The organism is Corynebacterium tapiri, from assembly GCF_006334925.1.
Lineage (GTDB): Bacteria > Actinomycetota > Actinomycetes > Mycobacteriales > Mycobacteriaceae > Corynebacterium > Corynebacterium tapiri.
Genome location: NZ_VDHJ01000005.1, coordinates 218,650 through 242,989, shown reverse-complemented (window position 1 = coordinate 242,989; position 24,340 = coordinate 218,650). Strand labels below are relative to the sequence as shown.

Sequence of the window (24,340 nt, the reverse complement as noted above, 5' to 3'; positions counted from 1 at the left end):
TGCTGAGCAGGTGGGTATCAATCTTGTGGGGGTGCAGTGACTCCAAACAGGTTGACATCCACCGTCGTGCAGACATTTGCACTTCAACGCCCGCCCACCCCGCACACCCCGCACGCCCTGCCGGGCCGCAGCCCGCCTAAGGCTCCCGGCGCTGGAAGGCCTGCAGCCAGAAGTCGTATTCGTACCGGCAGGCCAGCACAAAAGCCTGGGTAGCGGCCTCGCGCACCGACTCTTCAGCCCCGGCCCACGCTCGCTCCACTATTTCCAGGGTGCGCCCCGTGACCTCGGCGAAGCTGTCATCGCGGTAGGCACTCACCCAGTCCGCATACTCACCGGCGTTTTCCGGGGTAAGCCGCTTGCCCAGCTCTGCGTAGAGCCAGAAACATGGCAATACTGCGGCCATGCCCACGAGAGGATCGTCGGCATGGCACCTGGCTAGAAGGAAGTCGGTGTAGGCCTGGTTGGTGCGGCTCAGCCGAACCGGGTCCCGGCCTCCCAGGCGGCGCGCATGTAGTTCGGCGCATTCTCGTTCGGCCTCCGCGGAACAATCCAACCAGTGCTTATCGCCTGTGCGCTCGCCCAGCGTTCGCAGGGCAAGGGAGTACTCACCCAAATAGGCAGCGTCTTGTGCCAGGTAGAAGGTGAAGTCTTCGGGAGCGAGGGTGCCGTCGGCAAGCGTGCGCACGAATTCGCAGTCCATGCTGGCAGCGAGCCACCCTTCACCGGCACTCCACATGGCGGCGGTGCCTGGTCCTGCCGGGGAAATCAACGGCTCGCAATTCAGCGCAGGTTGCTCTGGCATCTGGTGGCCGGCAATTCCCAGCATGCGAGCGCGGCGGCCGTGATCGATGGGGCCGTGGCTGGGGGAGTCGTCGAGAAGCGTTCCCACCTTTAACTCGGCCCCAGCCGCGATGGATTCGTGCACCCACTCCGTAGCCCAGCGCAGCGCGTCCGCGGGGGAGTGGTTAACCAGACGCGTGGCCAGCGCCGACGACAAGGAACAACCCGTGCCGTGCGTGTTGGTGGTATGCAACCGTCGGGCAGGCACCCGAGCTTGCACGCCGTGAGCATCGACCCAGTAGGTACCCGCGTCGTCGCCGCTGAGGTGGCCGGCCTTGACCACCACGCTCACTCCGGCATGTACAGCCCAATGCGAGGCGACTTCGAGGGCTTGCGTGAGGGAAGTTATGGGGCCGGAACCGGTGAGAATCTCCAGTTCGGGGATGTTGGGGGTGACCACGGTGGCCTGCTCGCATAGCGCAACCAGCGCAGCGCGGGCCTCATCCCCCAAGAGAGCGTCCCCACTCGAGGCGACCATGACGGGGTCGAGAACCACGACGGCATCCACCGTGCGCAGAAAGTCACTGACCTCCTCGATGAGCTCCACCGACCCGAGCATGCCGAGCTTCACCGCGTCGATCTTCACATCCGTAGCCACGGCGTCGAGTTGGTCGCGCACTACACGCGGATCCAGGTGCAGGATGTCAGCGGCCACACCGTGGGTGTTCTGGCTGACGATCGAGGTCACCGCCGCCATCCCGTACCCACCGGCAGCAGCGATGGACTTGAGATCTGCATGTAGACCAGCGCCCCCGGACGGGTCGGTGCCGGCGATAGACAGCACGCGTGCGATCATGCTTCTTCCTCCATGAATGCTCGTGCCTTATCGAGGGCGGCAGTGGCAGCGGCCGGATCATCGGCGGCCATGATGGCGGACACCACGCACACGGCATCGACGTGTGGCGCAATGGCGCGAGCATTCTCTGGCGCAATACCTCCAATGGCCACGCTCGGCATTCCCAGTTCACGGGCCTGCCGGGCGTACTGAGCCAGGGCATCCACCCCCAGACCACTCGGTGCATCGGCCTTCGTCGCCGTGGAATACACCGGTCCGATCCCGAGGTAACTCGGCATAACCGGTGACGCGCCCGCAGCAGCGATCTCCGCAGCATTGCCTGCGGAAAGCCCCACCATGCACTCGGGCGGCAGGCTCTCGCGCACCTCGGCAAACGGTGCGTCGCCCTGGCCGATGTGCACGTGCAGTCCCAATTCTTGGGCCACGGCAACGCGATCGTTAATAAAGAGCGGCACCTCGCGCTGCGCACACAGCGGAGCCAACTGCTCAGCCAAGCGAGCAACGTCCGCATCGGAGGCATGCTTGTCGCGGATCTGTACAGCACACAGGGCAGGTCCGCTTCCATCACGCTTATCGACGCCCAGTGCCAGCCGAACCGTCTCCACCACCGGATTCATATGCGGATCGGTGACCAGGTAGATCCCTCGGCGCAAGCGACTAGTCATGTGCGCCTTCCGCGATGGTGCAGGCCTCAACCGACTCGGGCCCGTGCACAAGGCAGTCCAGCCACACCGGGGCAAACGTTCCTGGCCCCTTGACCTGTGGGTCAGCTCCAGCCCGTGTGCCGGCGCCCGCGCAATGTGCATGAGCTGCGACTACGGCTGCATGGCGCAGTGCAAGGTCGTCGGAGTGAACGCCGAGGTAGCTGGCCACGACCGCGCCCAGCGAGCACCCCGTGCCGATGACCTGCGGCATGAGCTCATGCCCACCACGCACGTGCGTGGTGGTGTGCTCAGAAACGATGATGTCGGTCGGGCCCGAAATGGCTACGATCGCCCCGGTACGCGACGCCAGCTCGCGGGCGGCCTCAAGCGCATCGTCGGCGCTGTCTCCGGAATCGACCCCACGTCCGCGACCGGAGTGCCCCGCCAGGCCCAGAATCTCCGAGGCATTGCCGCGGATCGCTGCGGGAGGATAGGCCCCGGATACGAGGCTGCGGGCAAACTCCGTGCGCACCGGCAACCCGCCGACGGCAACAGGATCAAGTACCCACGGCGTTCCGGCTTTCTGTGCGCCCTCGATGGCGGCTCTCATCGCAGCCACATCGGGGTCAGTGATGTTGCCGACGTTGATGAGCAAGGCATCGGCAATCCCCGCAAAAATCCGGGACTCCTCCGGGTGATTGACCATCGCGGGCGAGGCACCTACTGCGAGCAGCACGTTGGCCGTGATCTCCGGGACGACCGAATTGGTCAGGCAGTGGGTCAGAGGTGCGACCTCACGAACACGTTGGGCAAGGTCGGCATAGGTATAGCTCATTAGGACAATCCCTTCGCTAGTACGAGCTAGAGCAGGTTCGATGGGTTTGATCTCAGCCGGAATGATCCGGCACCCCATGTCACGGCCGTGAGACTAACAGAAGAAGCACGCTAGAAATGCAGGCTTTCCGAACGGGGCGGGCGCTCGGGGGTACCAGATCCAACCGCTACAGTGTTTAACCATGCTTCCGTTGTCCCGCGTTTTGTCCGCGCTCTTGCTCGGTTTGGGTATCGCCCTGGTCGCTGGTGGGTTCCTTGCACCTGCGCTCATCAATGCCGACGGGCGCCTGCCTCTCGACTTGCGCAACACCACGTGGACTATCAGCGACGAAAAGGAGAACGTGTCGCACCAGCTGCACCTGCAGGTGCAGCCACCGGCGGATGAGGACACCACCGCCGTACGCATCGGCTCCACATGGTTCCGCGGACAGGGGGCTCCTGAGGAGCTCATGACGGCTCAGACCTGGTCTTACAGCCTGGACCGCGTGACGGGAGAGGCCACCACACCGGCCACCCTTACGCACACCATCGGTATGCCCGCAGCGCAGGTGCACGTGGACGGCCACTGGCTGAAGATCCCGGTGGAATCCACCGCGCCCACCCTCCCGATCTTTGACGAGACCCTGCGCGCCGCGGTCCCCGCACAGCGCATGGAGGATGAGGAAATCGAGGGACGTCCGGTCAACCACTACCGCCAGACCATCGAGCCGACCAACGTGGCTCAGCGTTACGCCGGACTGGCTAACACCAAGGTCGTCCCCACGCCAGAGGGGGGAACCGAGCAGCTGTATCTCTTCCATTCCGCCTCCAAGGATCTGTACTTTGACCAGGTCACGGGGTTGCTTGTCGACGCCCGGGTCAACGTCGATCAGTTCTATGGCCGGGCTGATGGTGCTCGGGTGGAAGAGGGCCTGAAGTTCCACGGCGCCATGCATGACGACCAGACCGCGGCCCTTATCAAGGAGCTTTCTGGCGTGCACGGCGCGTCGGCTGCACAGTGGTGGCGCTGGGTGGTTATCGGACTGGGTGCGTTCCTAAGCGTGATCGGTTTGCTGGGTGCCTTTCTGGGCAAGGGGCGCAGCACGACGAGTCGTTCAGCCGGCGGTTCCACGCGTGTGCGCCAGTAAGTTGCGGTGATGGCGCGGCTCGGTGGTAGGCTCCCTTGCGTCTAGCGCCTGAGCCCGTGGGCGGGGCTTAGTTATGCCTTTACATGCCTGTGGATTTGGTATAAGCTACATCGTTGCGCTGGAGTCCGATCACGCACCATTTCAGCCTTGTGAGGCCCGAAGTTGAAAAACTCGGCTTGACAAGGTGGTTTTGTTGTTTTCTAGATCGGATCTCCACAGCAGACCGAATGCTAAATCTACCAGCGGCTTAGCCGTCAAACGTGCCCGCGGTGGCCAGACCGTGAGCACGGGCGCGACTAAGACGCGTGAGGTGCTGGAAGGACCCATCTTGGCAGTCTCCCGCCAGACCAAGTCAGTGGCCGAAATCCCCGGGGCTCCGACGCGACACTCGTTCGCGAAGATCACGGAGCCTATTGCTGTACCGGGCCTACTCGACCTTCAGCTCGATTCTTTTGCCTGGCTTGTGGGCGACCCGCAGTGGCGCGCCAAGCAGCAGGAGGAGCGCGGCGCTGACGCCGTCATTACCAGTGGGCTCGAGGACATCCTCCACGAGCTCAGCCCGATTCAGGACTACTCGGGCAACATGTCCCTTTCCCTTTCCGAGCCGCGCTTCGAGCCGGTAAAGCACTCCGTCGACGAGTGCAAGGACAAGGATATGAACTACTCGGCACAGCTGTATGTGACCGCTGAGTTCATTAACAACGACACCCAGGAGATCAAGTCCCAGACCGTCTTCATCGGCGACTTCCCGCTGATGACGGACAAGGGCACGTTCATCGTGAACGGCACCGAGCGTGTCGTCGTCTCCCAGTTGGTTCGTTCGCCCGGCGTGTACTTCGATCAGTCGATCGATAAGTCCACCGAGCGTCCGCTGCACTCCGTGAAGGTCATTCCTTCCCGTGGTGCTTGGCTTGAGTTCGACGTCGACAAGCGCGACGTCGTCGGCGTGCGCATCGACCGCAAGCGTCGTCAGCCCGTCACCGTGCTGCTGAAGGCCCTCGGCTGGACCGAGGAGCAGATCAAGGAGCGCTTCGGCTTCTCCGAGATCATGATGTCCACCCTGGAGTCCGACGGTGTAGCTAACACCGACGAGGCTCTGTTGGAGATCTACCGCAAGCAGCGTCCGGGCGAGCAGCCGACCCGCGACCTGGCGCAGTCTCTGATTGAGAACGCCTTCTTCCGTCCGAAGCGCTACGACCTGGCCAAGGTCGGCCGCTACAAGGTCAACCGCAAGCTGGGTCTTGGCGGCGACCACGACGGCCTCATGACGCTGACCGAAGAGGACATCGCCACCACCCTGGAGTACCTGGTGCGCATGCACGCCGGTGAGCGCGAGATGACCGCCCCGAATGGCGAGACCATCTCCCTGGACACCGACGACATCGACCACTTTGGTAACCGTCGTCTGCGTACCGTGGGCGAGCTCATCCAGAACCAGGTTCGCGTGGGCCTGTCCCGCATGGAGCGTGTTGTGCGCGAGCGCATGACCACCCAGGACGCTGAGTCGATCACCCCGACCTCCCTGATCAACGTGCGCCCGGTTTCCGCTGCTATCCGCGAGTTCTTCGGTACTTCGCAGCTTTCGCAGTTCATGGACCAGAACAACTCGCTGTCTGGTCTGACCCACAAGCGTCGTCTTTCCGCGCTGGGCCCCGGCGGCCTGTCGCGTGAGCGCGCCGGCATCGAGGTCCGCGACGTTCACCCGTCTCACTACGGCCGTATGTGCCCGATCGAGACTCCCGAGGGTCCGAACATTGGTCTGATCGGCTCGCTGGCTTCCTACGCTCGCGTGAACGCCTTCGGCTTCATCGAGACCCCGTACCGCAAGGTCGTTGACGGCAAGGCCACCGACCAGGTCGAGTACCTCACCGCTGACGAGGAGGATCGCTTCTCCATCGCCCAGGCTTCTGTTGCACAGGATGCCGACGGCACGATCACCGAGGAGCGCATCGAGGTCCGCATCAAGGATGGCGACATCGCCGTGACCGATGCCCAGGGTGTTGACTACCTGGACATTTCCCCGCGCCAGATGGTGTCTGTGGGTACGGCCATGATTCCGTTCCTGGAGCACGACGATGCCAACCGCGCCCTGATGGGTGCGAACATGCAGAAGCAGGCCGTGCCGCTGGTGCGCGCGGAGTCCGCTTACGTGGGCACCGGCATGGAGCAGCGCGCTGCATACGACGCTGGCGACCTGGTCATCGCACCGAAGGCCGGTGTGGTGGAGAACGTGACCGCTGACGTCATCACCATCATGGATGATGAGGGCCAGCGCGACTCCTTCCTGCTGCGCAAGTTCCAGCGCACCAACCAGGGCACCTGCTACAACCAGGTTCCGCTGGTCAACCTGGGTGATCGCGTCGAGGCCGGTCAGGTCATCGCCGACGGCCCGGGCACCAAGGACGGCGAGATGGCTCTCGGCCGCAACCTCCTCGTGGCGTTCATGCCGTGGGAAGGCCACAACTACGAGGACGCCATCATCCTCAACCAGCGCGTGGTGGAGGAGGACATCCTGACCTCCATCCACATCGAGGAGCACGAGATCGACGCTCGCGACACCAAGCTCGGTGCCGAGGAAATCACCCGTGAGATCCCGAACGTGTCTGAAGACGTCCTGCGCGACCTCGACGATCGCGGCATTGTCCGTATCGGCGCTGACGTGCGTGACGGCGACATCCTGGTCGGTAAGGTCACCCCGAAGGGTGAGACCGAGCTGACCCCGGAGGAGCGCCTGCTGCGCGCCATCTTCGGCGAGAAGGCCCGCGAGGTCCGCGACACCTCCCTGAAGGTTCCGCACGGTGAGACCGGCAAGGTCATCGGCGTGCGTCGCTTCTCCCGCGAGGACGACGACGATCTGTCGCCTGGTGTCAACGAGATGATCCGCGTGTACGTGGCTCAGAAGCGCAAGATCCAGGACGGCGACAAGATGGCCGGCCGCCACGGCAACAAGGGTGTCGTGGGCAAGATCCTGCCGCCGGAGGACATGCCGTTCATGGCTGACGGCACCCCGGTCGACATCATCCTGAACACTCACGGTGTGCCGCGTCGTATGAACATCGGCCAGGTCCTCGAGGTCCACCTGGGCTGGCTGGCACACGCTGGCTGGACCGTGGATCCGGAGGATCCGAAGAACGCCGAGCTGATCAAGACCCTCCCGGAGCACCTCTACGACGTGCCGCCGGAGTCCCTGACGGCCACCCCGGTGTTCGACGGCGCTTCCAACGAGGAGCTGACCGGTCTGCTGGCTAACTCTAAGCCGAACCGCGACGGCGACGTCATGGTCAATGAGCAGGGTAAGACGCAGCTTTTCGACGGCCGTTCCGGCGAGCCGTTCGAGCACCCCATCTCCGTGGGTTACATGTACATGCTCAAGCTGCACCATCTGGTGGACGAGAAGATTCACGCTCGCTCCACCGGCCCGTACTCCATGATTACCCAGCAGCCGCTGGGTGGTAAGGCACAGTTCGGTGGCCAGCGCTTCGGCGAGATGGAGGTGTGGGCAATGCAGGCTTATGGCGCTGCCTACACCCTGCAGGAGCTGCTCACCATCAAGTCGGATGACGTGATGGGCCGAGTGAAGGTCTACGAGGCGATCGTCAAGGGCGACAACATTCCGGATCCGGGTATCCCCGAGTCCTTCAAGGTGTTGCTCAAGGAGCTGCAGTCGCTCTGCCTCAACGTTGAGGTTCTGGCGACCGACGGCACCCCGATGGAGCTGTCCGGTTCCGACGAGGACGACGAGGCCGCAAGCTCGCTGGGCATTAACCTGTCCCGCGACGAGCGTGCCGACGCCGACACCGACATCGCCTAGCCAGGCGAAATACGCAAAGCTTAAGTTCATTTCCGCCATTCGATCCCTCTGCCTCGAACAGAGCAGAGGGTGAAAGGGAGTTACGTGTTCGACGTAAACCTCTTCGACGAGCTCCGCATCGGCCTGGCCACTGCCGACGACATCCGCCGTTGGTCCAAGGGCGAGGTCAAGAAGCCGGAGACCATCAACTACCGCACCCTCAAGCCGGAGAAGGACGGCCTCTTCTGCGAGCGCATCTTCGGTCCCACCCGCGACTGGGAGTGTGCCTGCGGCAAGTACAAGCGCGTCCGCTACAAGGGCATCATCTGTGAACGCTGTGGCGTCGAGGTGACCAAGTCCAAGGTGCGTCGCGAGCGCATGGGCCACATCGAGCTGGCCGCGCCGGTGACCCACATCTGGTATTTCAAGGGTGTTCCTTCCCGCCTGGGCTACCTGCTGGACCTGGCTCCGAAGGACCTCGAGCGCATCATCTACTTCGCTGCCAACATCATCACCTCCGTGGATGAGGAGGCACGCCACAACGACCTGTCGACTCTGGAAGCCGAGATGCTGCTGGAGAAGAAGGACGTTGAGTCCGACGCCGAGTCCGACATCGCCGAGCGCGCCGCCACCCTCGAGGCCGACCTGGCTGAGCTGGAGGCTTCCGGCGCCAAGGCGGACGCACGTCGTAAAGTGCAGAACGCTGCGGACAAGGAGATGCAGCACATCCGCGAGCGCGCTGAGCGCGAGGTCGAGCGCTTGGACGAGATTTGGCAGACCTTTGTCAAGCTCGCTCCGAAGCAGATGATCATCGACGAGACCATCTACGACGAGCTGGTCGACCGCTACGAGGATTACTTCACCGGCGGCATGGGTGCAGAGGCTATTCAGACTCTGATCCGCAACTTCGACATCGAGTCCGAGGTTGAGGAGCTCACCCAGATCATCAACGAGGGCAAGGGCCAGAAGAAGGTCCGCGCACTCAAGCGCCTCAAGGTCGTCGCTGCCTTCCAGCGCTCCGGCAACGATCCGGCAGCCATGGTCCTGGACGCTATTCCGGTGATCCCGCCGGAGCTGCGTCCGATGGTGCAGCTCGACGGTGGCCGCTTTGCCACCTCCGACCTGAACGACCTCTACCGTCGCGTGATCAACCGCAACAACCGCCTCAAGCGCATGATCGAGCTCGGCGCCCCCGAGATCATCGTGAACAACGAGAAGCGCATGCTGCAGGAGTCTGTCGACGCGCTGTTCGACAACGGCCGTCGTGGCCGTCCGGTCAGCGGCCCGGGCAACCGTCCGCTGAAGTCCCTGTCTGACCTGCTCAAGGGCAAGCAGGGTCGCTTCCGCCAGAACCTGCTGGGTAAGCGCGTGGACTACTCCGGTCGTTCCGTGATTATCGTCGGCCCGCAGCTGAAGCTGCATGAGTGTGGTCTGCCCAAGCTCATGGCTCTGGAGCTGTTCAAGCCGTTCGTGATGAAGCGTCTGGTCGAGAACGACTACGCGCAGAACATCAAGTCCGCCAAGCGCATGGTGGAGCGTCAGCGCCCCGAGGTGTGGGACGTGCTGGAAGAGGCCATCTCCGAGCACCCCGTGCTGCTTAACCGTGCACCTACCCTGCACCGCCTGGGTATCCAGGCCTTCGAGCCGAAGCTCGTCGAGGGTAAGGCCATCCAGCTGCACCCGCTGGCCTGTGAGGCCTTCAACGCCGACTTCGACGGCGACCAGATGGCTGTTCACCTGCCGCTGTCCGCAGAGGCGCAGGCTGAGGCCCGCATCCTGATGCTGTCCTCCAACAACATCCTGTCCCCGGCGTCCGGTAAGCCGCTGGCCATGCCGCGTCTGGACATGGTGACCGGCCTGTACTTCCTCACCATGGACAAGCGTGAGGACCAGATCGGCGGCCAGGGTGGTTACCGCGCGGCTGACGAGGAAAACTCCTCGCGCGGCGTGTACTCCTCCTACGCCGAGGCCATCATGGCCCGCGACCGCGGTGTCCTGGGCCTGCAGGCCCCGATCAAGGTGCGCATCGACCACCTCCGCCCGCCGGCAGAGGTCGAGGCCGAGCAGTTCCCCGATGGTTGGGACAAGGGTCAGGCGTGGACCGCCGAGACCACGCTGGGCCGCATCATGTTCAACGAGCTTTTGCCGTGGAACTTCCCGTACCTCGAGGGCGTGATGGTCCGCAAGGGTGGCGGCGGCGGCAAGGTGCTGCTTGGCGACGTGATCTCGGAGCTGACCAACAAGTACCCGATGATCACCGTTGCCCAGACCCTGGACAAGCTCAAGGACGCCGGCTTCTACTGGGCTACCCGCTCCGGTGTGACCATCACCATGTCCGACGTTCTGGTCCTTCCGAACAAGACCGAGATCCTCGAGTCTTACGAGAAGGAAGCCGAGAACATCGAGCGCAAGTTCTGGGTCATGGGTGCTCTCACCGAGCGCGAGCGCTACGACCGACTCGTGGAGCTGTGGCAGGACGCTACCAACACGGTGGGTCAGGCCGTCGAGAACATGTACCCGGATGAGAACCCGATTCCGATGATCGTGAAGTCGGGTGCTGCCGGTAACATGCGCCAGATCTGGACCCTGGCCGGCATGAAGGGCATGGTCGTGAACTCCAAGGGTGACTACATCACCCGCCCGATCAAGACCTCCTTCCGCGAGGGCCTGAGCGTGCTGGAGTACTTCAACAACTCCCACGGTTCCCGTAAGGGTCTGGCCGATACCGCTCTGCGTACCGCAGACTCCGGTTACCTCACCCGTCGTCTGGTGGACGTGGCGCAGGACGTCATCGTTCGCGAGCACGACTGTGGCACCCGCCAGGGCGTGTGGGTCAAGGTTTCCGAGATCCTCATGGATCCCGCGGGCAAGCCGACCAGCTACGGTCGCGACAGCCTGGTGGAGACCTCCCTGTCCGGCCGCGTGCTGGCAGCGGACGTCAAGGACGCCGACGGCAACGTGCTCTACGAGGCCGGCCTCGAGCTCAGCGAAGAGATCATCGACAACATGGTCTCCAAGGGCATCGAGCAGGCAAAGGTTCGCTCCGTGCTGACCTGCCAGACCTCCACCGGTGTGTGCGCCAAGTGCTACGGCAAGTCCATGGCATCCGGTCACCTCGTGGACATCGGTGAGGCCGTGGGCATCGTCGCCGCACAGTCCATTGGTGAGCCGGGTACCCAGCTGACCATGCGTACCTTCCACCAGGGTGGTGTCGGTGGCGACATCACCGGCGGTCTGCCGCGTGTGCAGGAGCTGTTCGAGGCCCGCGTGCCAAAGAACCGTGCTCCGATCGCATCCGTGGCCGGTACGGTCTCGCTCGAGGACGAAGGCAACTTCTGGACTCTGCGCATCACCCCGGATGACGGCGGCGATGACGTGATCTACGAGAAGCTGTCTAAGCGCCAGGGTCTGGCTCAGGTGCGCCGACCGATGGAGTCCAACCCGCAGGCCATGATTGAGCGTTCGCTTGCCGACGGCGATCACGTCGAGGTGGGTGACCGTCTCATGCGCGGTGCGGCTGATCCGCACGATGTTCTTGAGGTTCTTGGTCGCCGCGGCGTCGAGAAGCACCTCATCGACGAGGTGCAGGCCGTGTACCGCACCCAGGGTGTGGCGATCCACGATAAGCACATCGAGATCATCATCCGCCAAATGCTGCGTCGCGGTACCGTGATCGACTCCGGCTCCACGCCGTACCTGCCGGGTACGCTCGTGGACCTCTCCGAGGCGAAGCAGGCAAACTCCTCCGTCCTGGCCGACGGTGGACAGCCCGCCGAGCTGCGCAGCGAGATCATGGGTATCACGAAGGCTTCCCTGGCCACCGAGTCCTGGCTGTCGGCGGCCTCCTTCCAGGAGACCACCCGCGTGCTCACCGATGCGGCGATCAACAAGCGCTCTGACGCTCTGCTTGGCCTCAAGGAGAACGTCATCATCGGTAAGCTCATCCCGGCCGGTACGGGTATTTCGCGCTACCGCAACATCTCGGTCAACCCGACTGAGGCTGCGCGCAACGCGGCATACTCCATCCCGACCTACGGGGATTCGATCTACAGCGACGAAGGTTACGGCGAGTTCACCGGCGCATCCGTGCCGCTGGACGAGCACTTCGACATGCAGTAGGTCCTGCTAGCACGGTCTGCTAACTAGAAAGCGCCCGGCTTCTCCAGTGTGGAGGGGCCGGGCGCTTTGGCCTATCGGGGTGGTGTCCGGGACCTATTCGGGAGCATATTCCTTCGGGTCGACATCTGGAGCGGTCCCATGAGCAGTGACCTGGGCGTTTACCTCGCCACTACCCTCCAGGTGTCGACCCGAGGGATTCCGAGGCCCCTCACCCAAAAGTCGTGTTACGGATGGACTAGTGAGCAACCTCGCGTCACTTCACAGCCGGCACCGGCTCACCAGGCAGCGGGATCTGATCCATCTCCAGTCCTGTGACGTCGGGGATGAAGCGCAGTGCGATGAGCGTGACCACGCCGAGCACGATGATGTACACCGAAAACGCCCACTCCATCCCCTGGGCAGTGAACCACGCGTGCAAATAGGGCGCGGTGCCGCCGATCAACGCAGCGCCAACGGAACTCCACACGCCCACGCTGGTTGATCGCGCAGCGGTGGGCGCTTGCTCCGCCAGGACCACCGGGTGGATCGACGCCTGCATCGCCCACACGACCAGCGCGATAGATTGGCATACAAACAGAGTCCACGGAGCTTCGGTGAGAAAGAGGCTAACGGGGAACACTACGATCATCACGGCCAGCGCCCACCAACGAAGTTGCCGCACGCGCCCCACCTTGTCTGACAACCGTCCCCACAGTGGCAGCGCAATAAGGCCGACCACCTGCGCGAGCAAGCTAGCGGTATATGCGCCCTGCTCATCCATGCCGCGTGAGGAGATCGCGTAGGTGGCAAAGAAGCTCATCCACGTGTAGTACAGCACCATCGTGAGCGTGCTCAGCATGAAAATGCGGACGGCCACGATGACCAGCTGCTTCTGGGTTGCGGGGAGCTTATCGACGCTGCCGTCGCTCTTAGCCTCATTAAAGTACTCAGACTCTTGTGCTTCCTTACGAATAACCAGGGCGAACCCAGCCAGTAAGAAGCCAATCACGAAGGCGATGCGCCACCCCCAGCTGTCCATGGCCTCGGGGGCAAGCAACCTGGAAAACAGTGCGCCCAGCCCGGTCGCCGTCATAACTCCCAGCGTGGCGCTGATGAAGATGCTGCTTCCCCACAGGCCACGATCCTTCGCCGGAGAAATCTCCGCGATGTAGGAGTACGCGTTGCCGGACTCGCCGCCGTGGGCGAGGCCCTGCAAGAGCCTGGCCAGCAACAGGCCCACCGACGCCCACACTCCTACCTGGTCAAAAGTGGGCATGAGCGCGATGGCCAAGGATCCGATGCCCATGCACACCATGGCCGTGACCAGCGCAAACTTGCGTCCCAGCTTGTCGCCGATCCGGCCAAACACCAGTCCGCCAACTGGGCGAGCCACAAAACCGCCGGCGAAGACTCCCAGCGTCGCCAGAGTAGCGGAGGTGGGGTTAGAGTTCTCAAAGAACGAGGCCGCGATGTAGGGGGTGAACACCGCGTAGGTGGTCCAGTCGAACCACTCTAGGTAGTTGCCGGAGACGGCGGCGACGAATGACTTGCGCTGTTCGGCCTTGCCTAGGGCCCGGGCGCCACCGAGCTGACTGCCTGTTGCCGAGAGAGAAGTTGCAGGATGAGACATGAGCCCTCCGGTAAGTGAGTTACTTATCGTTTAGGGCTTGAGTGTATTGTCCGTCACATACGACGTTGAGGGATTATCTATTCCAATTCCGGCCCCCATTGATCCCCTAAGGGTATGAAAAAGCCTCCCACCAGCTAAATCGGCAGGAGGCTCGGGCCCAGCGACGCGTTACTTGGTGAACACGTCGAGCTTGCCGAACTTCTCAGCAAGAAGGTAGTACACAGCCAGTCGAGGATTGGCGGAGCCGTCCTTCATAGTTGCCAAGACGTCATTGATGGCCTTGTCCAGGACCTCCGGGGACTCGGTCAGGCCGAGCTTCTTTTCCAAGAAGTTCTTTCGCACGGTCTCCAGCTCGGCCGGGTCGCTGGCAGAGACGGTAGCCGCATCGCGGTTACTCAGAGCAAGGCGGTAGGTGCTGGCCATGGCCTGAATGACATCCTCGTCGGCATTCGGTGCGTACTTCTTGACCAGTGCGATCTGGTCGCTCATAAGAGATTTCTTTCCGGCAGAAGACAGCTGATGTGCTCATGCTACGTCTGGGGAGCGTCACGAAACTGTCTAAAACCAACAAATCTTCCACTAGGGGTGGAGATTTGCACAAAAGCTGTATCCCCAGTAGTGGGCAACTGGATAGACTATTTAGAGAACCTGTCTGGAAGCTGAAACCGGGATCGATTCTTTGCGACCGGTCGACGAACCCCGAAAGGGAAGAGAAATGACATACAACAACCCCTGGGCCTCTGAGTCGCAGCCGCAGACTACGTCCTTCCCTACGCAAGGCCAGTACCAGGGGGGAAGCGTGCCTTATGGCGCAGTTCAACATCGTAAGTCGGGGCCCGGTGTCGCCATCTGGATCGCGCTGATCCTAGCGATTCTGCTAGGTGCTGCGGGCATCATTACAGCGCTTCTATTGAACAAGTCCGGTGGGGATGAGCACGCCACAACTCCGACGTCGACGGTTACTGTGGCTCCATCGAGTAGTGCTGAGGTGCCAAATCAGGCCCCAGCCCCAGCGCCGGCGCCTGCGCCCGCTCCGGGTCCTCAGGTGCCGTCTTATGCTCAGTCCATCGGCGGCGGGGTGTATCTCTCTGGGCCGACGTCCGCGGAGTTCGCGTCGCGCGTGGCCTCCGCGTGGCGGTCCGAGTACGGCTCGGGCTACAGCGGTAACGGAAGCGTGCGGGTATGGAGTCCCGTCACGGATAAGACCTACTCCATGTACTGCAGCAATCACGGCACCTACGTGCACTGCTCCGGCGGTAACAACGCGAACGTCTACATTCAATGAGTTTTCGCCGGTTCCTAGCCTGTGGCTTATCGACGTCCCTTGCCCTCGCGTTGTCCAACTGCAGCAATGGGCAGGTGGATACCCCGGTTCCTGTGATCGTTACGGTGACGGCTTCGCCCACCAACTCCGCCGAGCCCGGGACTGCCGGGCCCGCCGAGCCCGAACAGGCGACACCGACTGACCCGGCCCTAGACCTGGCAGCCCTCGCCAGCGAGGTCGAGCAAGAACTCGACGTCCGCGTCGGTGTTGTGATGCAGGATCGCGCAGGAGCTCATACTGGCGGGTCCTTAACGCCCCGGCCGGCATGGTCCACTATCAAAGTACCTCTGGCTATTGCGGCGCTGCGCGCAGATCCGTCGCTAAGCGGGGTCGCCCATTCCGCGATCACCGTTTCGGACAACGACGCGGCGCAACAGCTGTGGGAGAGCCTCGGGGGAGGAGAGCAGGCGGCGGCCGCGGTGGAACAGGTCCTGCGTGAGTGCGGCGACGACCACACCGAGGTGAATCCCCAGGTAACCCGCCCGGGCTTTAGTGCGTTTGGCCAAACCGACTGGTCCTTGGCAGACCAGGCGAGCTTCGCCCGTTGCTTATCGACGTCCACGGGCCAGGCTGAGGCAACAGTACTGGCGGCAATGGGGGAGATTTCACCCCAGCATGCATATGGGATCGGTCAGTTGGAAGGTGCCCGGTTCAAAGGCGGCTGGGGGCCGGAGGAGAGCGGCCCGTACCTCGTTCGCCAGTTCGGCTACGTGGGGGATACGTTCATCTCGATTGCGGCGATTCCGGCCGATGGATCATACGAGAGCGGACAACTTGCCCTCACCACTCTCGCCGGAAGGCTGAGACCGCACATAAGAAGCTAGAAAGATCTAGGGCGGTTTGGAATACGCCGGTTCCATGCGCTACCTTGATTAACTAGTCCCACTCTCTCTAGGTGGGAGACCCGCACTTGCAGTCGTTGAGTGCTGTGGTGAAAACCGGAAGGGCCCCGAAAAGAGCCCCGTTTTTGTCGTGTTCAGGCATGATTCCGGTAGTTCCCACCAGACAAACGCAACAGAAAGAGCAGGAATGCCAACTATTCAGCAGCTGGTCCGCAAGGGCCGCCATGACAAGAAGGCTGCGGTTTCTACCGCAGCTCTGAAGGGTTCGCCGCAGCGTCGCGGCGTGTGCACCCGTGTGTACACCACCACCCCGAAGAAGCCGAACTCGGCTCTGCGTAAGGTCGCCCGTGTGCGTCTGACCTCCGGTATCGAGGTTTCGGCCTACATCCCGGGTGAGGGCCACAACCTGCAGGAGCACTCCATGGTGCTCGTGCGCGGTGGTCGTGTGAAGGACCTTCCGGGTGTCCGTTACAAGATCATCCGTGGCGCTCTGGATACCCAGGGTGTCAAGGACCGTAAGCAGGCCCGTTCCCGTTACGGCGCGAAGAAGGGATAGTCAATGCGTAAGAATGCAGCTCCGAAGCGTCCCGTCGTTAAGGATCCGGTGTACAAGTCCGAGCTGGTTACCCAGCTCGTGAACAAGGTCCTCCTGGACGGCAAGAAGTCCACCGCCGAGCGCATCGTCTACGGCGCGCTGGAGAAGTGCCGCGAGAAGACCGGCACCGATCCGGTTGGCACCCTGGAGAAGGCTCTGGGCAACATCCGCCCTGACCTCGAGGTTCGTTCCCGCCGCGTGGGTGGCGCTACCTACCAGGTTCCGGTTGAGGTTCGTCCGTCCCGCTCCAACACCCTCGCTCTGCGTTGGCTGGTGACCTTCACCCGTCAGCGTCGCGAGAACTCCATGATGGAGCGTCTGGCTAACGAGATCCTGGATGCCTCCAACGGCCTGGGTGCTTCCGTGAAGCGCCGCGAGGACACCCACAAGATGGCAGAGGCCAACCGCGCCTTCGCCCACTACCGCTGGTAATCCTGACGCGTGCTTGCCCGCTATAGCCCGATCGTCGCGTGCCGCCGCGACCGTTGAGAAGCCTCGACGGCCGCGACGCGCGGGTGCGCCGATCGGGCTTGCGTGCGCTTACTGCCTGTTTGTCCAGCGGCAGCACTCTCCGTACTGACGTAATGGGTAAATAGTGGCAGAATTGAACAGAAAACATCCGCAGACCTTCCGTCCACGTGCTCTGGCACAGGCGACGGAGTCGACAACAAACAAGTTGGGGTAACACTGTGGCACAAGAAGTGCTTAAGGACCTGAACAAGGTTCGCAACATCGGCATCATGGCCCACATTGACGCCGGTAAGACCACGACCACCGAGCGCATCCTGTACTACACGGGTATCAACCGCAAGGTCGGCGAGACCCACGATGGTGGCTCGACCACTGACTGGATGGAGCAGGAGAAGGAGCGCGGCATCACCATTACCTCCGCCGCGGTCACCTGTTTCTGGGAGGGCAACCAGATCAACATCATCGACACCCCGGGTCACGTCGACTTCACCGTTGAGGTGGAGCGCTCCCTGCGCGTGCTCGATGGCGCTGTTGCCGTGTTCGACGCCAAGGAAGGCGTGGAGCCGCAGTCCGAGCAGGTGTGGCGTCAGGCCACCAAGTACGACGTTCCGCGAATCTGCTTCGTGAACAAGATGGACAAGCTCGGTGCGGACTTCTACTTCACCGTTCAGACCATCAAGGATCGTCTGAACGCCAAGCCGCTCGTTATGCAGCTGCCGATCGGCGTCGAGGATGACTTCGACGGCGTTGTCGACCTGCTCGAGATGAAGGCCATTGTGTGGCCGGGCAAGGTTGAGGTCGGCGCCGAGCCGGAGATCCGTGAGATCCCGGCTGACCTGGCTGACAAGGCTGCTGAGTACCGTGAGGCCCTCGTTGAGACCGTTGCTGAGTCCGACGAAGAGCTCATGGAGAAGTACTTCGGTGGCGAGGAGCTGAGCATCGATGAGCTCAAGACCGCCATCCGCAAGATGGTCGTGAACTCCGAGATCTACCCGGTCTACTGCGGTACCGCCTACCGCAACAAGGGTGTTCAGCCGCTTCTCGACGCTGTTGTCGACTTCCTGCCGAACCCGCTCGACGTGGGCGAGGTTCACGGCCACGCTGTGGGCGACGAGACCAAGGAGCTCACCCGTAAGCCGTCCATCGACGAGCCGTTCTCCGCACTGGCCTTCAAGATTGCCGTTCACCCGTTCTTCGGCAAGCTGACCTTCGTTCGTGTGTACTCCGGTCGCGTTGAGCCGGGCGAGCAGGTCTCCAACTCCACCAAGGAGAAGCGCGAGCGCGTCGGCAAGCTCTTCCAGATGCACGCCAACAAGGAGAACCCGGTCGATGAGGCCGTGGCTGGCAACATCTACGCCTTCATTGGTTTGAAGGACACCACCACCGGTGACACCCTCTGCAACCAGAACGAGCAGATCATCCTGGAGTCCATGGACTTCCCGGATCCGGTGATCCAGGTGGCCATCGAGCCCAAGACCAAGTCCGACCAGGAGAAGCTGGGTACCGCTATCCAGAAGCTCGCTGAAGAGGACCCGACCTTCACCGTCCGCCTGGACGAGGAGTCCGGCCAGACCGTTATCGGCGGTATGGGCGAGCTCCACCTCGACGTCCTGGTTGACCGTATGAAGCGCGAGTTCAAGGTCGAGGCCAACATCGGTAACCCGCAGGTTGCTTACCGTGAGACGATCCGCAAGGCAGTTGCCAGCGTGGATTACACCCACAAGAAGCAGACTGGTGGTTCCGGTCAGTTCGCTAAGGTCATCGTCTCCATCGAGCCTTACGCACCGGCTCCCGAGGAGCTGGAGGAGGGCGAGGATCCGAACTACAAGTTCGTCAACGCCGTTACCGGTGGTCGCGTTCCCAAGGAGTACATCCCGTCCGTGGATGCCGGTATCCAGGACGCGATGCAGTACGGCTACCTCGCTGGCTACCCGCTGGTGAACATCAAGGCCACCCTGGAAGATGGCGCCTACCACGACGTCGACTCCTCCGAGATGGCCTTCAAGCTGGCAGGCTCCCAGGTCCTCAAGGAGGCCCTGTCCAAGGCTAAGCCGGTCCTGCTCGAGCCGCTGATGGCTGTCGAGGTCATCACCCCCGAGGAGTACATGGGCGATGTCATCGGTGACCTGAACTCCCGCCGTGGACAGATCTCGTCCATGGACGACCGTGCAGGCGCCAAGGTGGTCAAGGCTAAGGTCCCGCTGTCCGAGATGTTCGGTTACATCGGTGACCTGCGTTCCCGCACCGCCGGCCGTGCTAACTTCACGATGATCTTCGACTCTTACGCTGAGGTTCCCAAGAACGTCGCGGACGAGATCATCGCGGAGCGCAACGGCAACGCTTAAGTCCTGGGCCTGTTCATCAGGCCAAGGCATTGAGTTCACGGGCCGAATGAGTGCTCGTGAGCTCTGGCTCACGCCAGTGGCAGGGTAGGGGCCATGCTGAACGTCACCCCAATAGCGTGTGTCGTTGAGCTGGCCGTTACCCTGTGAGAAGGTCCGCGATTCTCGTCGACATCAAAACCACGCGGTAACACCCGCCAAGGTTTGAAAATAGGTCGGTGCAAATCTAGGATCGTGTAACTGGCACATCTTGAAAAAGATCGCTTGCTGGTGCCCAAAAGGTATGAGCAAGTGGAAAAGTCAACCACGTGGCTGCGAAAGTCGTAGCCACCATGAAGTCCAGGAGGACATACAGTGGCAAAGGCGAAGTTCGAGCGTACAAAGCCGCACGTCAACATTGGTACCATTGGTCACGTCGACCACGGTAAGACCACCACCACGGCTGCCATCACCAAGGTTCTGGCTGACCAGTACCCGGAGGAGAACACCGCCTTCGCTTTCGACGCCATCGATAAGGCGCCGGAGGAGAAGGAGCGTGGCATCACGATCAACATCTCCCACGTTGAGTACTCCACCCCGAAGCGCCACTACGCACACGTCGACGCTCCGGGCCACGCCGACTACATCAAGAACATGATCACCGGTGCTGCCCAGATGGACGGCGCTATCCTCGTGGTCGCCGCTACCGACGGCCCGATGCCGCAGACCCGTGAGCACGTTCTGCTGGCTCGCCAGGTCGGCGTTCCCTACATCCTCGTTGCACTGAACAAGTGCGACATGGTTGACGATGAGGAGATCATCGAGCTCGTCGAGATGGAGATCCGCGAGCTGCTGGCCGAGCAGGACTTCGACGAGGAAGCTCCGATCGTCCACATCTCCGCTCTGAAGGCTCTCGAGGGCGACCAGAAGTGGGTTGACTCCATCGTCGAGCTGATGAACGCTTGCGACGAGTCCATCCCGGACCCGCAGCGTGCAACCGACCAGCCGTTCCTGATGCCCATCGAGGACATCTTCACCATTACCGGCCGCGGCACCGTGGTTACCGGTCGTGTGGAGCGCGGTCAGCTCAACGTTAACGAGGACGTCGAGATCATCGGTATCAAGGACAAGGCTATGTCCACCACCGTTACCGGTATCGAGATGTTCCGTAAGCTCCTCGACTACACCGAGGCTGGCGACAACTGTGGTCTGCTGCTCCGCGGCACCAAGCGCGAGGATGTTGAGCGCGGCCAGGTCGTGATCAAGCCGGGCGCTTACACCCCGCACAAGAAGTTCGAGGGCTCCGTCTACGTCCTGTCCAAGGACGAGGGCGGCCGCCACACCCCGTTCTTCGACAACTACCGTCCGCAGTTCTACTTCCGCACCACCGACGTTACCGGTGTTGTGAACCTGCCGGAGGGCACCGAGATGGTCATGCCTGGCGACAACGTTGAGATGTCCGTCGAGCTGATCCAGCCGGTCGCTATGGACGAGGGCCTGCGCTTCGCTATCCGCGAGGGCTCCCGTACCGTTGGTGCTGGCCGCGTCACCAAGATCCTGGACTAGTTCCAGACTTGGAACGCTTCAGCGCTAGACGCTGACAGCACTTAAGAGAAGCCGTTCCCGAGCTATTGCTCGAGGGGCGGTTTTCTTTTACCCAGAGCGCTTGACAGAATCACAAGAGTGCAAAAGGATCCCACCCGAATTCCCCGTGTGCTTGACGCCTTACAGCAAGCATGGGAGGGGCAACCTGATCGCAGCCTCCTGGAACTAATGGCTCTTGTCGAACAAGAGGCAGCACTACGTGGAACCAGTGATGAGTCAGTCCTGAAGCTGCTGAGGGAATTCTCGGCGGCTTGCCCTCCACGCATCTCTGCAGCCGACTTGGCGCATCGCTGCGCTGTCGTGGACACCGAATCGCCAGCTGCCAGGGTCTATCTGGCGCAAGGAGCAAGCCGGGTAACGGTGCGCTACCGCAACCAGGAGATACTTCCTTCGTCGTTTAGCGCGAAGATCAAGAGGTGTGAAGTTGCCATGCCCCTTGTGGTGAGTGACTCTAACGGGATTGATCGCCGTATCGGCGTTGCGCAGTCGATAAGAGTGTTCACCCCGCCTGAGTTCACGCTCAATGATGTGGAACGGAAGCAGATGGGGGACCTGCTGTGTGCCGTGTTTCTAGACGACGAGCGGGGAGGTGTCGACCTGTGCTTGATTGACCATGCCGTGACCGTTTACCGGGCCGGTCGCAGGACTACGCAGGTTTTACGCCACCGCTACTCCCGAATTGCCCGATGCGAGGTGGGAGGTGTGCTTCAGATACACGAAAACCCCGGCACGAATGCCATCGCGCTGGGGCTTGTGAAGGAAATTGTGGTGCTAGACGCTAGCTCACAGGGTTGAGCTGTACGAGGTAGCGGGTATCGACGTCCAGGTCACCCACTGCCTCACGAACATCCTGATCTGCCTGATTCACCGCGGAAATCAAGGTAGGCATAGACACACGGGGATCGGCTGTGATCCTCCACGTTAAAGTCTGCCGTCCGCGATCTTCCTTGGTGGTGTTCTTGACGTCTTCAACCTGGGGAGTCTTCTCCAGGTCGTCTCCGACGGCGTCCGCAAGCCGGGTGGTCGCCAAGCTGAGATCACCGGTGGAATTGCTGTGCGGAGAGGTCAGCCGGTTAAAGCTGTTACGCCGCAAGTTGGCGATCAGCAGGATCAGCCCAAGGATGACCGACAAAGCGGTGAAAATGCCGAGGGCAGCTGGCCACCAGGAGGCGCTGAATGCCCGGGAAACAATCCCAAGGTCGAGGTACTCCGCGTATCGGTGAGCGATGGATACGTCGAAATACCACAGCACAGCCCAAAGACCGCCCAGGATGAGCAGCAAGGAGAGCAGGAAAATAAGAAAGCGGTCGAAGCCGGCTAGTCCTCGGCTCATGCCGAAACCTCCTTGTTGTTGTCGCTTGACGCGGTCTGAGACTGAGCCTGCGACAGCTTTACGCGCACGTTCACGTCAGAACCGAATGCCGAGGCCAGCTCGGACTTCAGACGTTCCTCGATACGCTGTTGGGTTGCGCTATCCGGGTTGAGGGCAGTTGCTTCGACAGTGACCCGGTTCTTCTTAGCCAAAGACGTTGCGTTGATAACTCCGGGAACTTGCTTTGCACGGGCCGTCGTAAAGCGAGCGATGTCCACCGGACGCATCCACACCGACGGAGTCGCCTGTGAGACCTCGCGGTAGCGCTTCTTTCGCGGAGCTAATGCCGCAACCAGCAAGATGAGGCCGATGAGCAAAGCGATCGCACCGCTAATAGCGATCAGTTCCTTGGTCATCGACTGCAGTGCCTGGGGGATGGGTTCTAACCAGGAGGTCCACCCCTGCGGAGGCCGGTACATCACGAGCAGTTCGCGAGCAGCGACCAACCCGGCGGCGATCAGCAGAAGGCTAAGAAGAATCGTCCACCAGCGCACCTGGGGCGAACTAGCAGGCTTCAGCCCAAAGCCGCGAGAAGAAGAGCCCTTTTGCTTAGTCATTACTCTCCTCCCTCGTGGGGTCGAATCGGCGAATCACAATGTGGGCCAGTGGCTTTTCCGGAGGAACCGTAACCGGCACAAGGCGCTGGGCTCGGGGAACCTGTACGGAGGCCGGATCGATGTGGCCCCGGTACGGGCGGATAGCCACGTTAAGCAGGGGCGCCTCGGCGGGCACGCTTGGACGATAAGGCTGAATCGGTCGCGGCGCACGCACGAACCGAGCAGCAATATCACGGGGAGCGTATACGCGCTTGAGCTGCTGCGGTCGAGGAACGCTCACTCGGGCGAGGGAGAGAGCCGGTGGGACCTCTGGCGACCACACGGCACGCTCGCGCGGTAACTCCGGCGTGGAAACCGGCTTCTCATCCGGAACGGACGGCGACCACGGCTCAGGTGACTCCGCGACCTGCGGGGACTTCACCGTGACCTCAGAAGGATACTCGGGCATGACGACGCGCTCGCTAGCCTTCGTTTGAGGCGAAACGACGTTCAAAGTAGACGAGGTCACTGGGGAGGTGATTTCCCGCGAAGGTGCAGTCTCGACGGGAGTCAGTTGAGGCTCGGTGTCCATAGCGCTCAGCTCAGCTGAGCTCACGCGAGCGTGTCCCGCAATGGTCTGCTCGACCACCACATTCACGCGGGTGGCGTCCATGCCAGTCATGGACTTCACCCACGAAACAATGTTGGCCTGAACGCGTTCCGCGACAGCCGTTACCGGGGAAGGCCAGGAAACGGCGATAAACGAATCAACGTGCACCTCGTTGGCAACTGAGTCCTGACGAACGTCGCAGCGCGGATAGCTTTTCGTGCCGATCTCCGCCCACGAGCTGGTTAGTGTTTGCACGCCCGGCACGGCGGACGCTGCGTCATTAACTACTCGAGAAACGATGCGATCGGCGATCACAGTCGTTCCGGTCACCCGCGACCTCCACGGGAGCTCGTTACGTTGGACACCAAGTTCTTCAAGTCAATGCGACCTTCGAAGTGAGCGGCACACAGACCGCCGGTGATGCCGAAGAACAGTGCCCACAAGAATCCGCTAAATCCGTCAATAATGACGGCCAGGGCGACGAGGAGTCCGATGACTACGCCAAGAAGCGTCAGGTTGTTCATAAAAATTCCTTAAATCAGGCGGTTTGTGGTGAGGAAGCGATGGCGTCGGCGACGAAGATGTCAACCGGCAAATGCGTCAGCGATCCTGCAGCTCGGCGGACACTTTCCGATACCTCGTGCAGAGTGTGGCCTTCCGGTACAGCTGAAAGGTCGGCGACGACGTGGACTTGCAGGCGTTCGTCGACAACCCGAACGCCCCTCACACGCTGTCCGGGAAACAGCGTTGCCACTTCCCCGTGCGGCCCTCCGTGTAGTTCGGCGACCCCATTCACCCCCGAAACGGCGTCGGCGATAGAGCGGGCCAGATCGGCAGTAATGGGCTCGAAAGAACTCATACAGATACCTCGGGTTCAGAAATGATCGAATAGGGAAGTGGTCGGA

Annotated in this window: 20 protein-coding genes and 1 riboswitch; of the genes, 10 read left to right on the top strand and 10 right to left on the bottom strand. The window is 61.9% G+C overall.

Translation table 11 applies throughout. The annotated features are described in order from the left end of the window. Window positions 1-136: 136 nt before the first annotated feature. The 3 genes from FHE74_RS05165 to thiM form a co-directional block, all read right to left on the bottom strand. On the bottom strand, window positions 137-1,636 hold the full coding sequence (locus FHE74_RS05165; protein WP_139465435.1) for a bifunctional hydroxymethylpyrimidine kinase/phosphomethylpyrimidine kinase: 1,500 nt from the start codon (window positions 1,634-1,636) through the stop codon (window positions 137-139). After that, entirely contained in the window at window positions 1,633-2,301 is a 669-nt protein-coding gene (gene thiE / locus FHE74_RS05160) for a thiamine phosphate synthase (RefSeq protein ID WP_180339680.1), read from the bottom strand. The genes FHE74_RS05165 and thiE overlap by 4 nt, the downstream gene beginning before the upstream one ends. Continuing rightward, window positions 2,294-3,115, bottom strand: coding sequence for a hydroxyethylthiazole kinase (gene thiM, locus FHE74_RS05155; RefSeq protein ID WP_139465433.1), 822 nt, complete (start codon window positions 3,113-3,115; stop codon window positions 2,294-2,296). The genes thiE and thiM overlap by 8 nt, the downstream gene beginning before the upstream one ends. Further along, window positions 3,106-3,202: riboswitch (TPP riboswitch) on the bottom strand. (Overlaps the previous gene by 10 nt.) A 94-nt stretch (window positions 3,203-3,296) precedes the next feature. Here thiM and pgfA point away from each other — a divergent pair. The 3 genes from pgfA to FHE74_RS05140 all read left to right on the top strand — a co-directional run bounded on the left by pgfA (window position 3,297) and on the right by FHE74_RS05140 (window position 12,150). Further along, a complete protein-coding gene (gene pgfA / locus FHE74_RS05150) occupies window positions 3,297-4,241 on the top strand; it encodes a cell envelope lipid trafficking protein PgfA (RefSeq protein ID WP_139465432.1) in 945 nt (314 codons plus the stop codon). Window positions 4,242-4,551: 310 nt separating this feature from the next. Further along, the gene (gene rpoB, locus FHE74_RS05145) at window positions 4,552-8,052 is read left to right on the top strand and encodes a DNA-directed RNA polymerase subunit beta (protein WP_139465447.1); all 3,501 of its coding nucleotides are present in this window, start codon (window positions 4,552-4,554) and stop codon (window positions 8,050-8,052) included. Between the two features lie 84 nt (window positions 8,053-8,136). After that, window positions 8,137-12,150, top strand: coding sequence for a DNA-directed RNA polymerase subunit beta' (locus FHE74_RS05140; RefSeq protein ID WP_139465431.1), 4,014 nt, complete (start codon window positions 8,137-8,139; stop codon window positions 12,148-12,150). A gap of 253 nt (window positions 12,151-12,403) precedes the next feature. Here FHE74_RS05140 and FHE74_RS05135 read toward each other — a convergent pair whose 3' ends face one another. After that, complete coding sequence (locus FHE74_RS05135) at window positions 12,404-13,759, bottom strand: MFS transporter (protein ID WP_139465430.1); 1,356 nt, start codon at window positions 13,757-13,759, stop codon at window positions 12,404-12,406. Window positions 13,760-13,927: 168 nt separating this feature from the next. Next, window positions 13,928-14,248 (bottom strand): DUF2853 family protein, encoded by a 321-nt coding sequence (locus FHE74_RS05130; protein ID WP_139465429.1) that lies wholly within the window; start codon window positions 14,246-14,248, stop codon window positions 13,928-13,930. Window positions 14,249-14,474: 226 nt separating this feature from the next. Between FHE74_RS05130 and FHE74_RS05125 the strand changes: the two genes are divergently transcribed. From FHE74_RS05125 to FHE74_RS05095, 7 genes are all read left to right on the top strand, one after another. After that, entirely contained in the window at window positions 14,475-15,044 is a 570-nt protein-coding gene (locus tag FHE74_RS05125) for a hypothetical protein (protein WP_139465428.1), read from the top strand. Further along, complete coding sequence (locus FHE74_RS05120) at window positions 15,041-15,907, top strand: serine hydrolase (protein WP_139465427.1); 867 nt, start codon at window positions 15,041-15,043, stop codon at window positions 15,905-15,907. Before FHE74_RS05125 ends, FHE74_RS05120 begins: the two co-directional genes overlap by 4 nt. Window positions 15,908-16,112: 205 nt before the next feature. After that, window positions 16,113-16,481 carry a 30S ribosomal protein S12 gene (rpsL, locus tag FHE74_RS05115; protein ID WP_139465426.1) on the top strand — a complete coding sequence of 123 codons (369 nt, stop codon included), beginning with the start codon at window positions 16,113-16,115 and terminating at the stop codon, window positions 16,479-16,481. A gap of 3 nt (window positions 16,482-16,484) precedes the next feature. Next, complete coding sequence (gene rpsG, locus FHE74_RS05110; protein ID WP_139465425.1) at window positions 16,485-16,952, top strand: 30S ribosomal protein S7; 468 nt, start codon at window positions 16,485-16,487, stop codon at window positions 16,950-16,952. 257 nt (window positions 16,953-17,209) lie between these two features. Further along, window positions 17,210-19,336, top strand: a complete 2,127-nt coding sequence (gene fusA, locus FHE74_RS05105; RefSeq protein WP_139465424.1) for an elongation factor G — start codon at window positions 17,210-17,212, stop codon at window positions 19,334-19,336. A 351-nt stretch (window positions 19,337-19,687) separates the two neighbouring features. Next, entirely contained in the window at window positions 19,688-20,878 is a 1,191-nt protein-coding gene (tuf, locus tag FHE74_RS05100; protein ID WP_139465423.1) for an elongation factor Tu, read from the top strand. Window positions 20,879-21,085: 207 nt separating this feature from the next. After that, window positions 21,086-21,712 carry a hypothetical protein gene (locus FHE74_RS05095; protein WP_139465422.1) on the top strand — a complete coding sequence of 209 codons (627 nt, stop codon included), beginning with the start codon at window positions 21,086-21,088 and terminating at the stop codon, window positions 21,710-21,712. Here FHE74_RS05095 and FHE74_RS05090 read toward each other — a convergent pair. Genes FHE74_RS05090 through FHE74_RS05070 form a run of 5 tightly spaced genes read right to left on the bottom strand, consistent with a single transcriptional unit; the run spans window position 21,696 to window position 24,294 of the window. Further along, window positions 21,696-22,250: a hypothetical protein gene (locus tag FHE74_RS05090; protein WP_139465421.1), complete on the bottom strand. Its 555-nt coding sequence runs from the start codon at window positions 22,248-22,250 to the stop codon at window positions 21,696-21,698. The two genes, FHE74_RS05095 and FHE74_RS05090, sit on opposite strands and share 17 nt — an antisense overlap. Next, on the bottom strand, window positions 22,247-22,846 hold the full coding sequence (locus FHE74_RS05085; protein ID WP_139465420.1) for a DUF6286 domain-containing protein: 600 nt from the start codon (window positions 22,844-22,846) through the stop codon (window positions 22,247-22,249). The genes FHE74_RS05090 and FHE74_RS05085 overlap by 4 nt, the downstream gene beginning before the upstream one ends. Next, a complete protein-coding gene (locus FHE74_RS05080; protein WP_139465419.1) occupies window positions 22,839-23,765 on the bottom strand; it encodes an Asp23/Gls24 family envelope stress response protein in 927 nt (308 codons plus the stop codon). The genes FHE74_RS05085 and FHE74_RS05080 overlap by 8 nt, the downstream gene beginning before the upstream one ends. Then, a complete protein-coding gene (locus FHE74_RS05075; RefSeq protein ID WP_139465418.1) occupies window positions 23,762-23,959 on the bottom strand; it encodes a hypothetical protein in 198 nt (65 codons plus the stop codon). The genes FHE74_RS05080 and FHE74_RS05075 overlap by 4 nt, the downstream gene beginning before the upstream one ends. A 14-nt stretch (window positions 23,960-23,973) precedes the next feature. Continuing rightward, window positions 23,974-24,294: a hypothetical protein gene (locus tag FHE74_RS05070; protein WP_139465417.1), complete on the bottom strand. Its 321-nt coding sequence runs from the start codon at window positions 24,292-24,294 to the stop codon at window positions 23,974-23,976. Between the last annotated feature and the right edge of the window lie 46 nt (window positions 24,295-24,340).

Bases quoted from the DNA above. Each gene is read 5' to 3' on its own strand.
- FHE74_RS05165 (WP_139465435.1), bottom strand. From the start codon at position 1,636: ATGATCGCACGCGTGCTGTCTATCGCCGGCACCGACCCGTCCGGGGGC.
- thiE (WP_180339680.1), bottom strand. From the start codon at position 2,301: ATGACTAGTCGCTTGCGCCGAGGGATCTACCTGGTCACCGATCCGCAT.
- thiM (WP_139465433.1), bottom strand. From the start codon at position 3,115: ATGAGCTATACCTATGCCGACCTTGCCCAACGTGTTCGTGAGGTCGCA.
- pgfA (WP_139465432.1), top strand. From the start codon at position 3,297: ATGCTTCCGTTGTCCCGCGTTTTGTCCGCGCTCTTGCTCGGTTTGGGT.
- FHE74_RS05135 (WP_139465430.1), bottom strand. From the start codon at position 13,759: ATGTCTCATCCTGCAACTTCTCTCTCGGCAACAGGCAGTCAGCTCGGT.
- FHE74_RS05130 (WP_139465429.1), bottom strand. From the start codon at position 14,248: ATGAGCGACCAGATCGCACTGGTCAAGAAGTACGCACCGAATGCCGAC.
- FHE74_RS05125 (WP_139465428.1), top strand. From the start codon at position 14,475: ATGACATACAACAACCCCTGGGCCTCTGAGTCGCAGCCGCAGACTACG.
- FHE74_RS05120 (WP_139465427.1), top strand. From the start codon at position 15,041: ATGAGTTTTCGCCGGTTCCTAGCCTGTGGCTTATCGACGTCCCTTGCC.
- rpsL (WP_139465426.1), top strand. From the start codon at position 16,113: ATGCCAACTATTCAGCAGCTGGTCCGCAAGGGCCGCCATGACAAGAAG.
- rpsG (WP_139465425.1), top strand. From the start codon at position 16,485: ATGCGTAAGAATGCAGCTCCGAAGCGTCCCGTCGTTAAGGATCCGGTG.
- FHE74_RS05095 (WP_139465422.1), top strand. From the start codon at position 21,086: ATGGCTCTTGTCGAACAAGAGGCAGCACTACGTGGAACCAGTGATGAG.
- FHE74_RS05090 (WP_139465421.1), bottom strand. From the start codon at position 22,250: ATGAGCCGAGGACTAGCCGGCTTCGACCGCTTTCTTATTTTCCTGCTC.
- FHE74_RS05085 (WP_139465420.1), bottom strand. From the start codon at position 22,846: ATGACTAAGCAAAAGGGCTCTTCTTCTCGCGGCTTTGGGCTGAAGCCT.
- FHE74_RS05075 (WP_139465418.1), bottom strand. From the start codon at position 23,959: ATGAACAACCTGACGCTTCTTGGCGTAGTCATCGGACTCCTCGTCGCC.
- FHE74_RS05070 (WP_139465417.1), bottom strand. From the start codon at position 24,294: ATGAGTTCTTTCGAGCCCATTACTGCCGATCTGGCCCGCTCTATCGCC.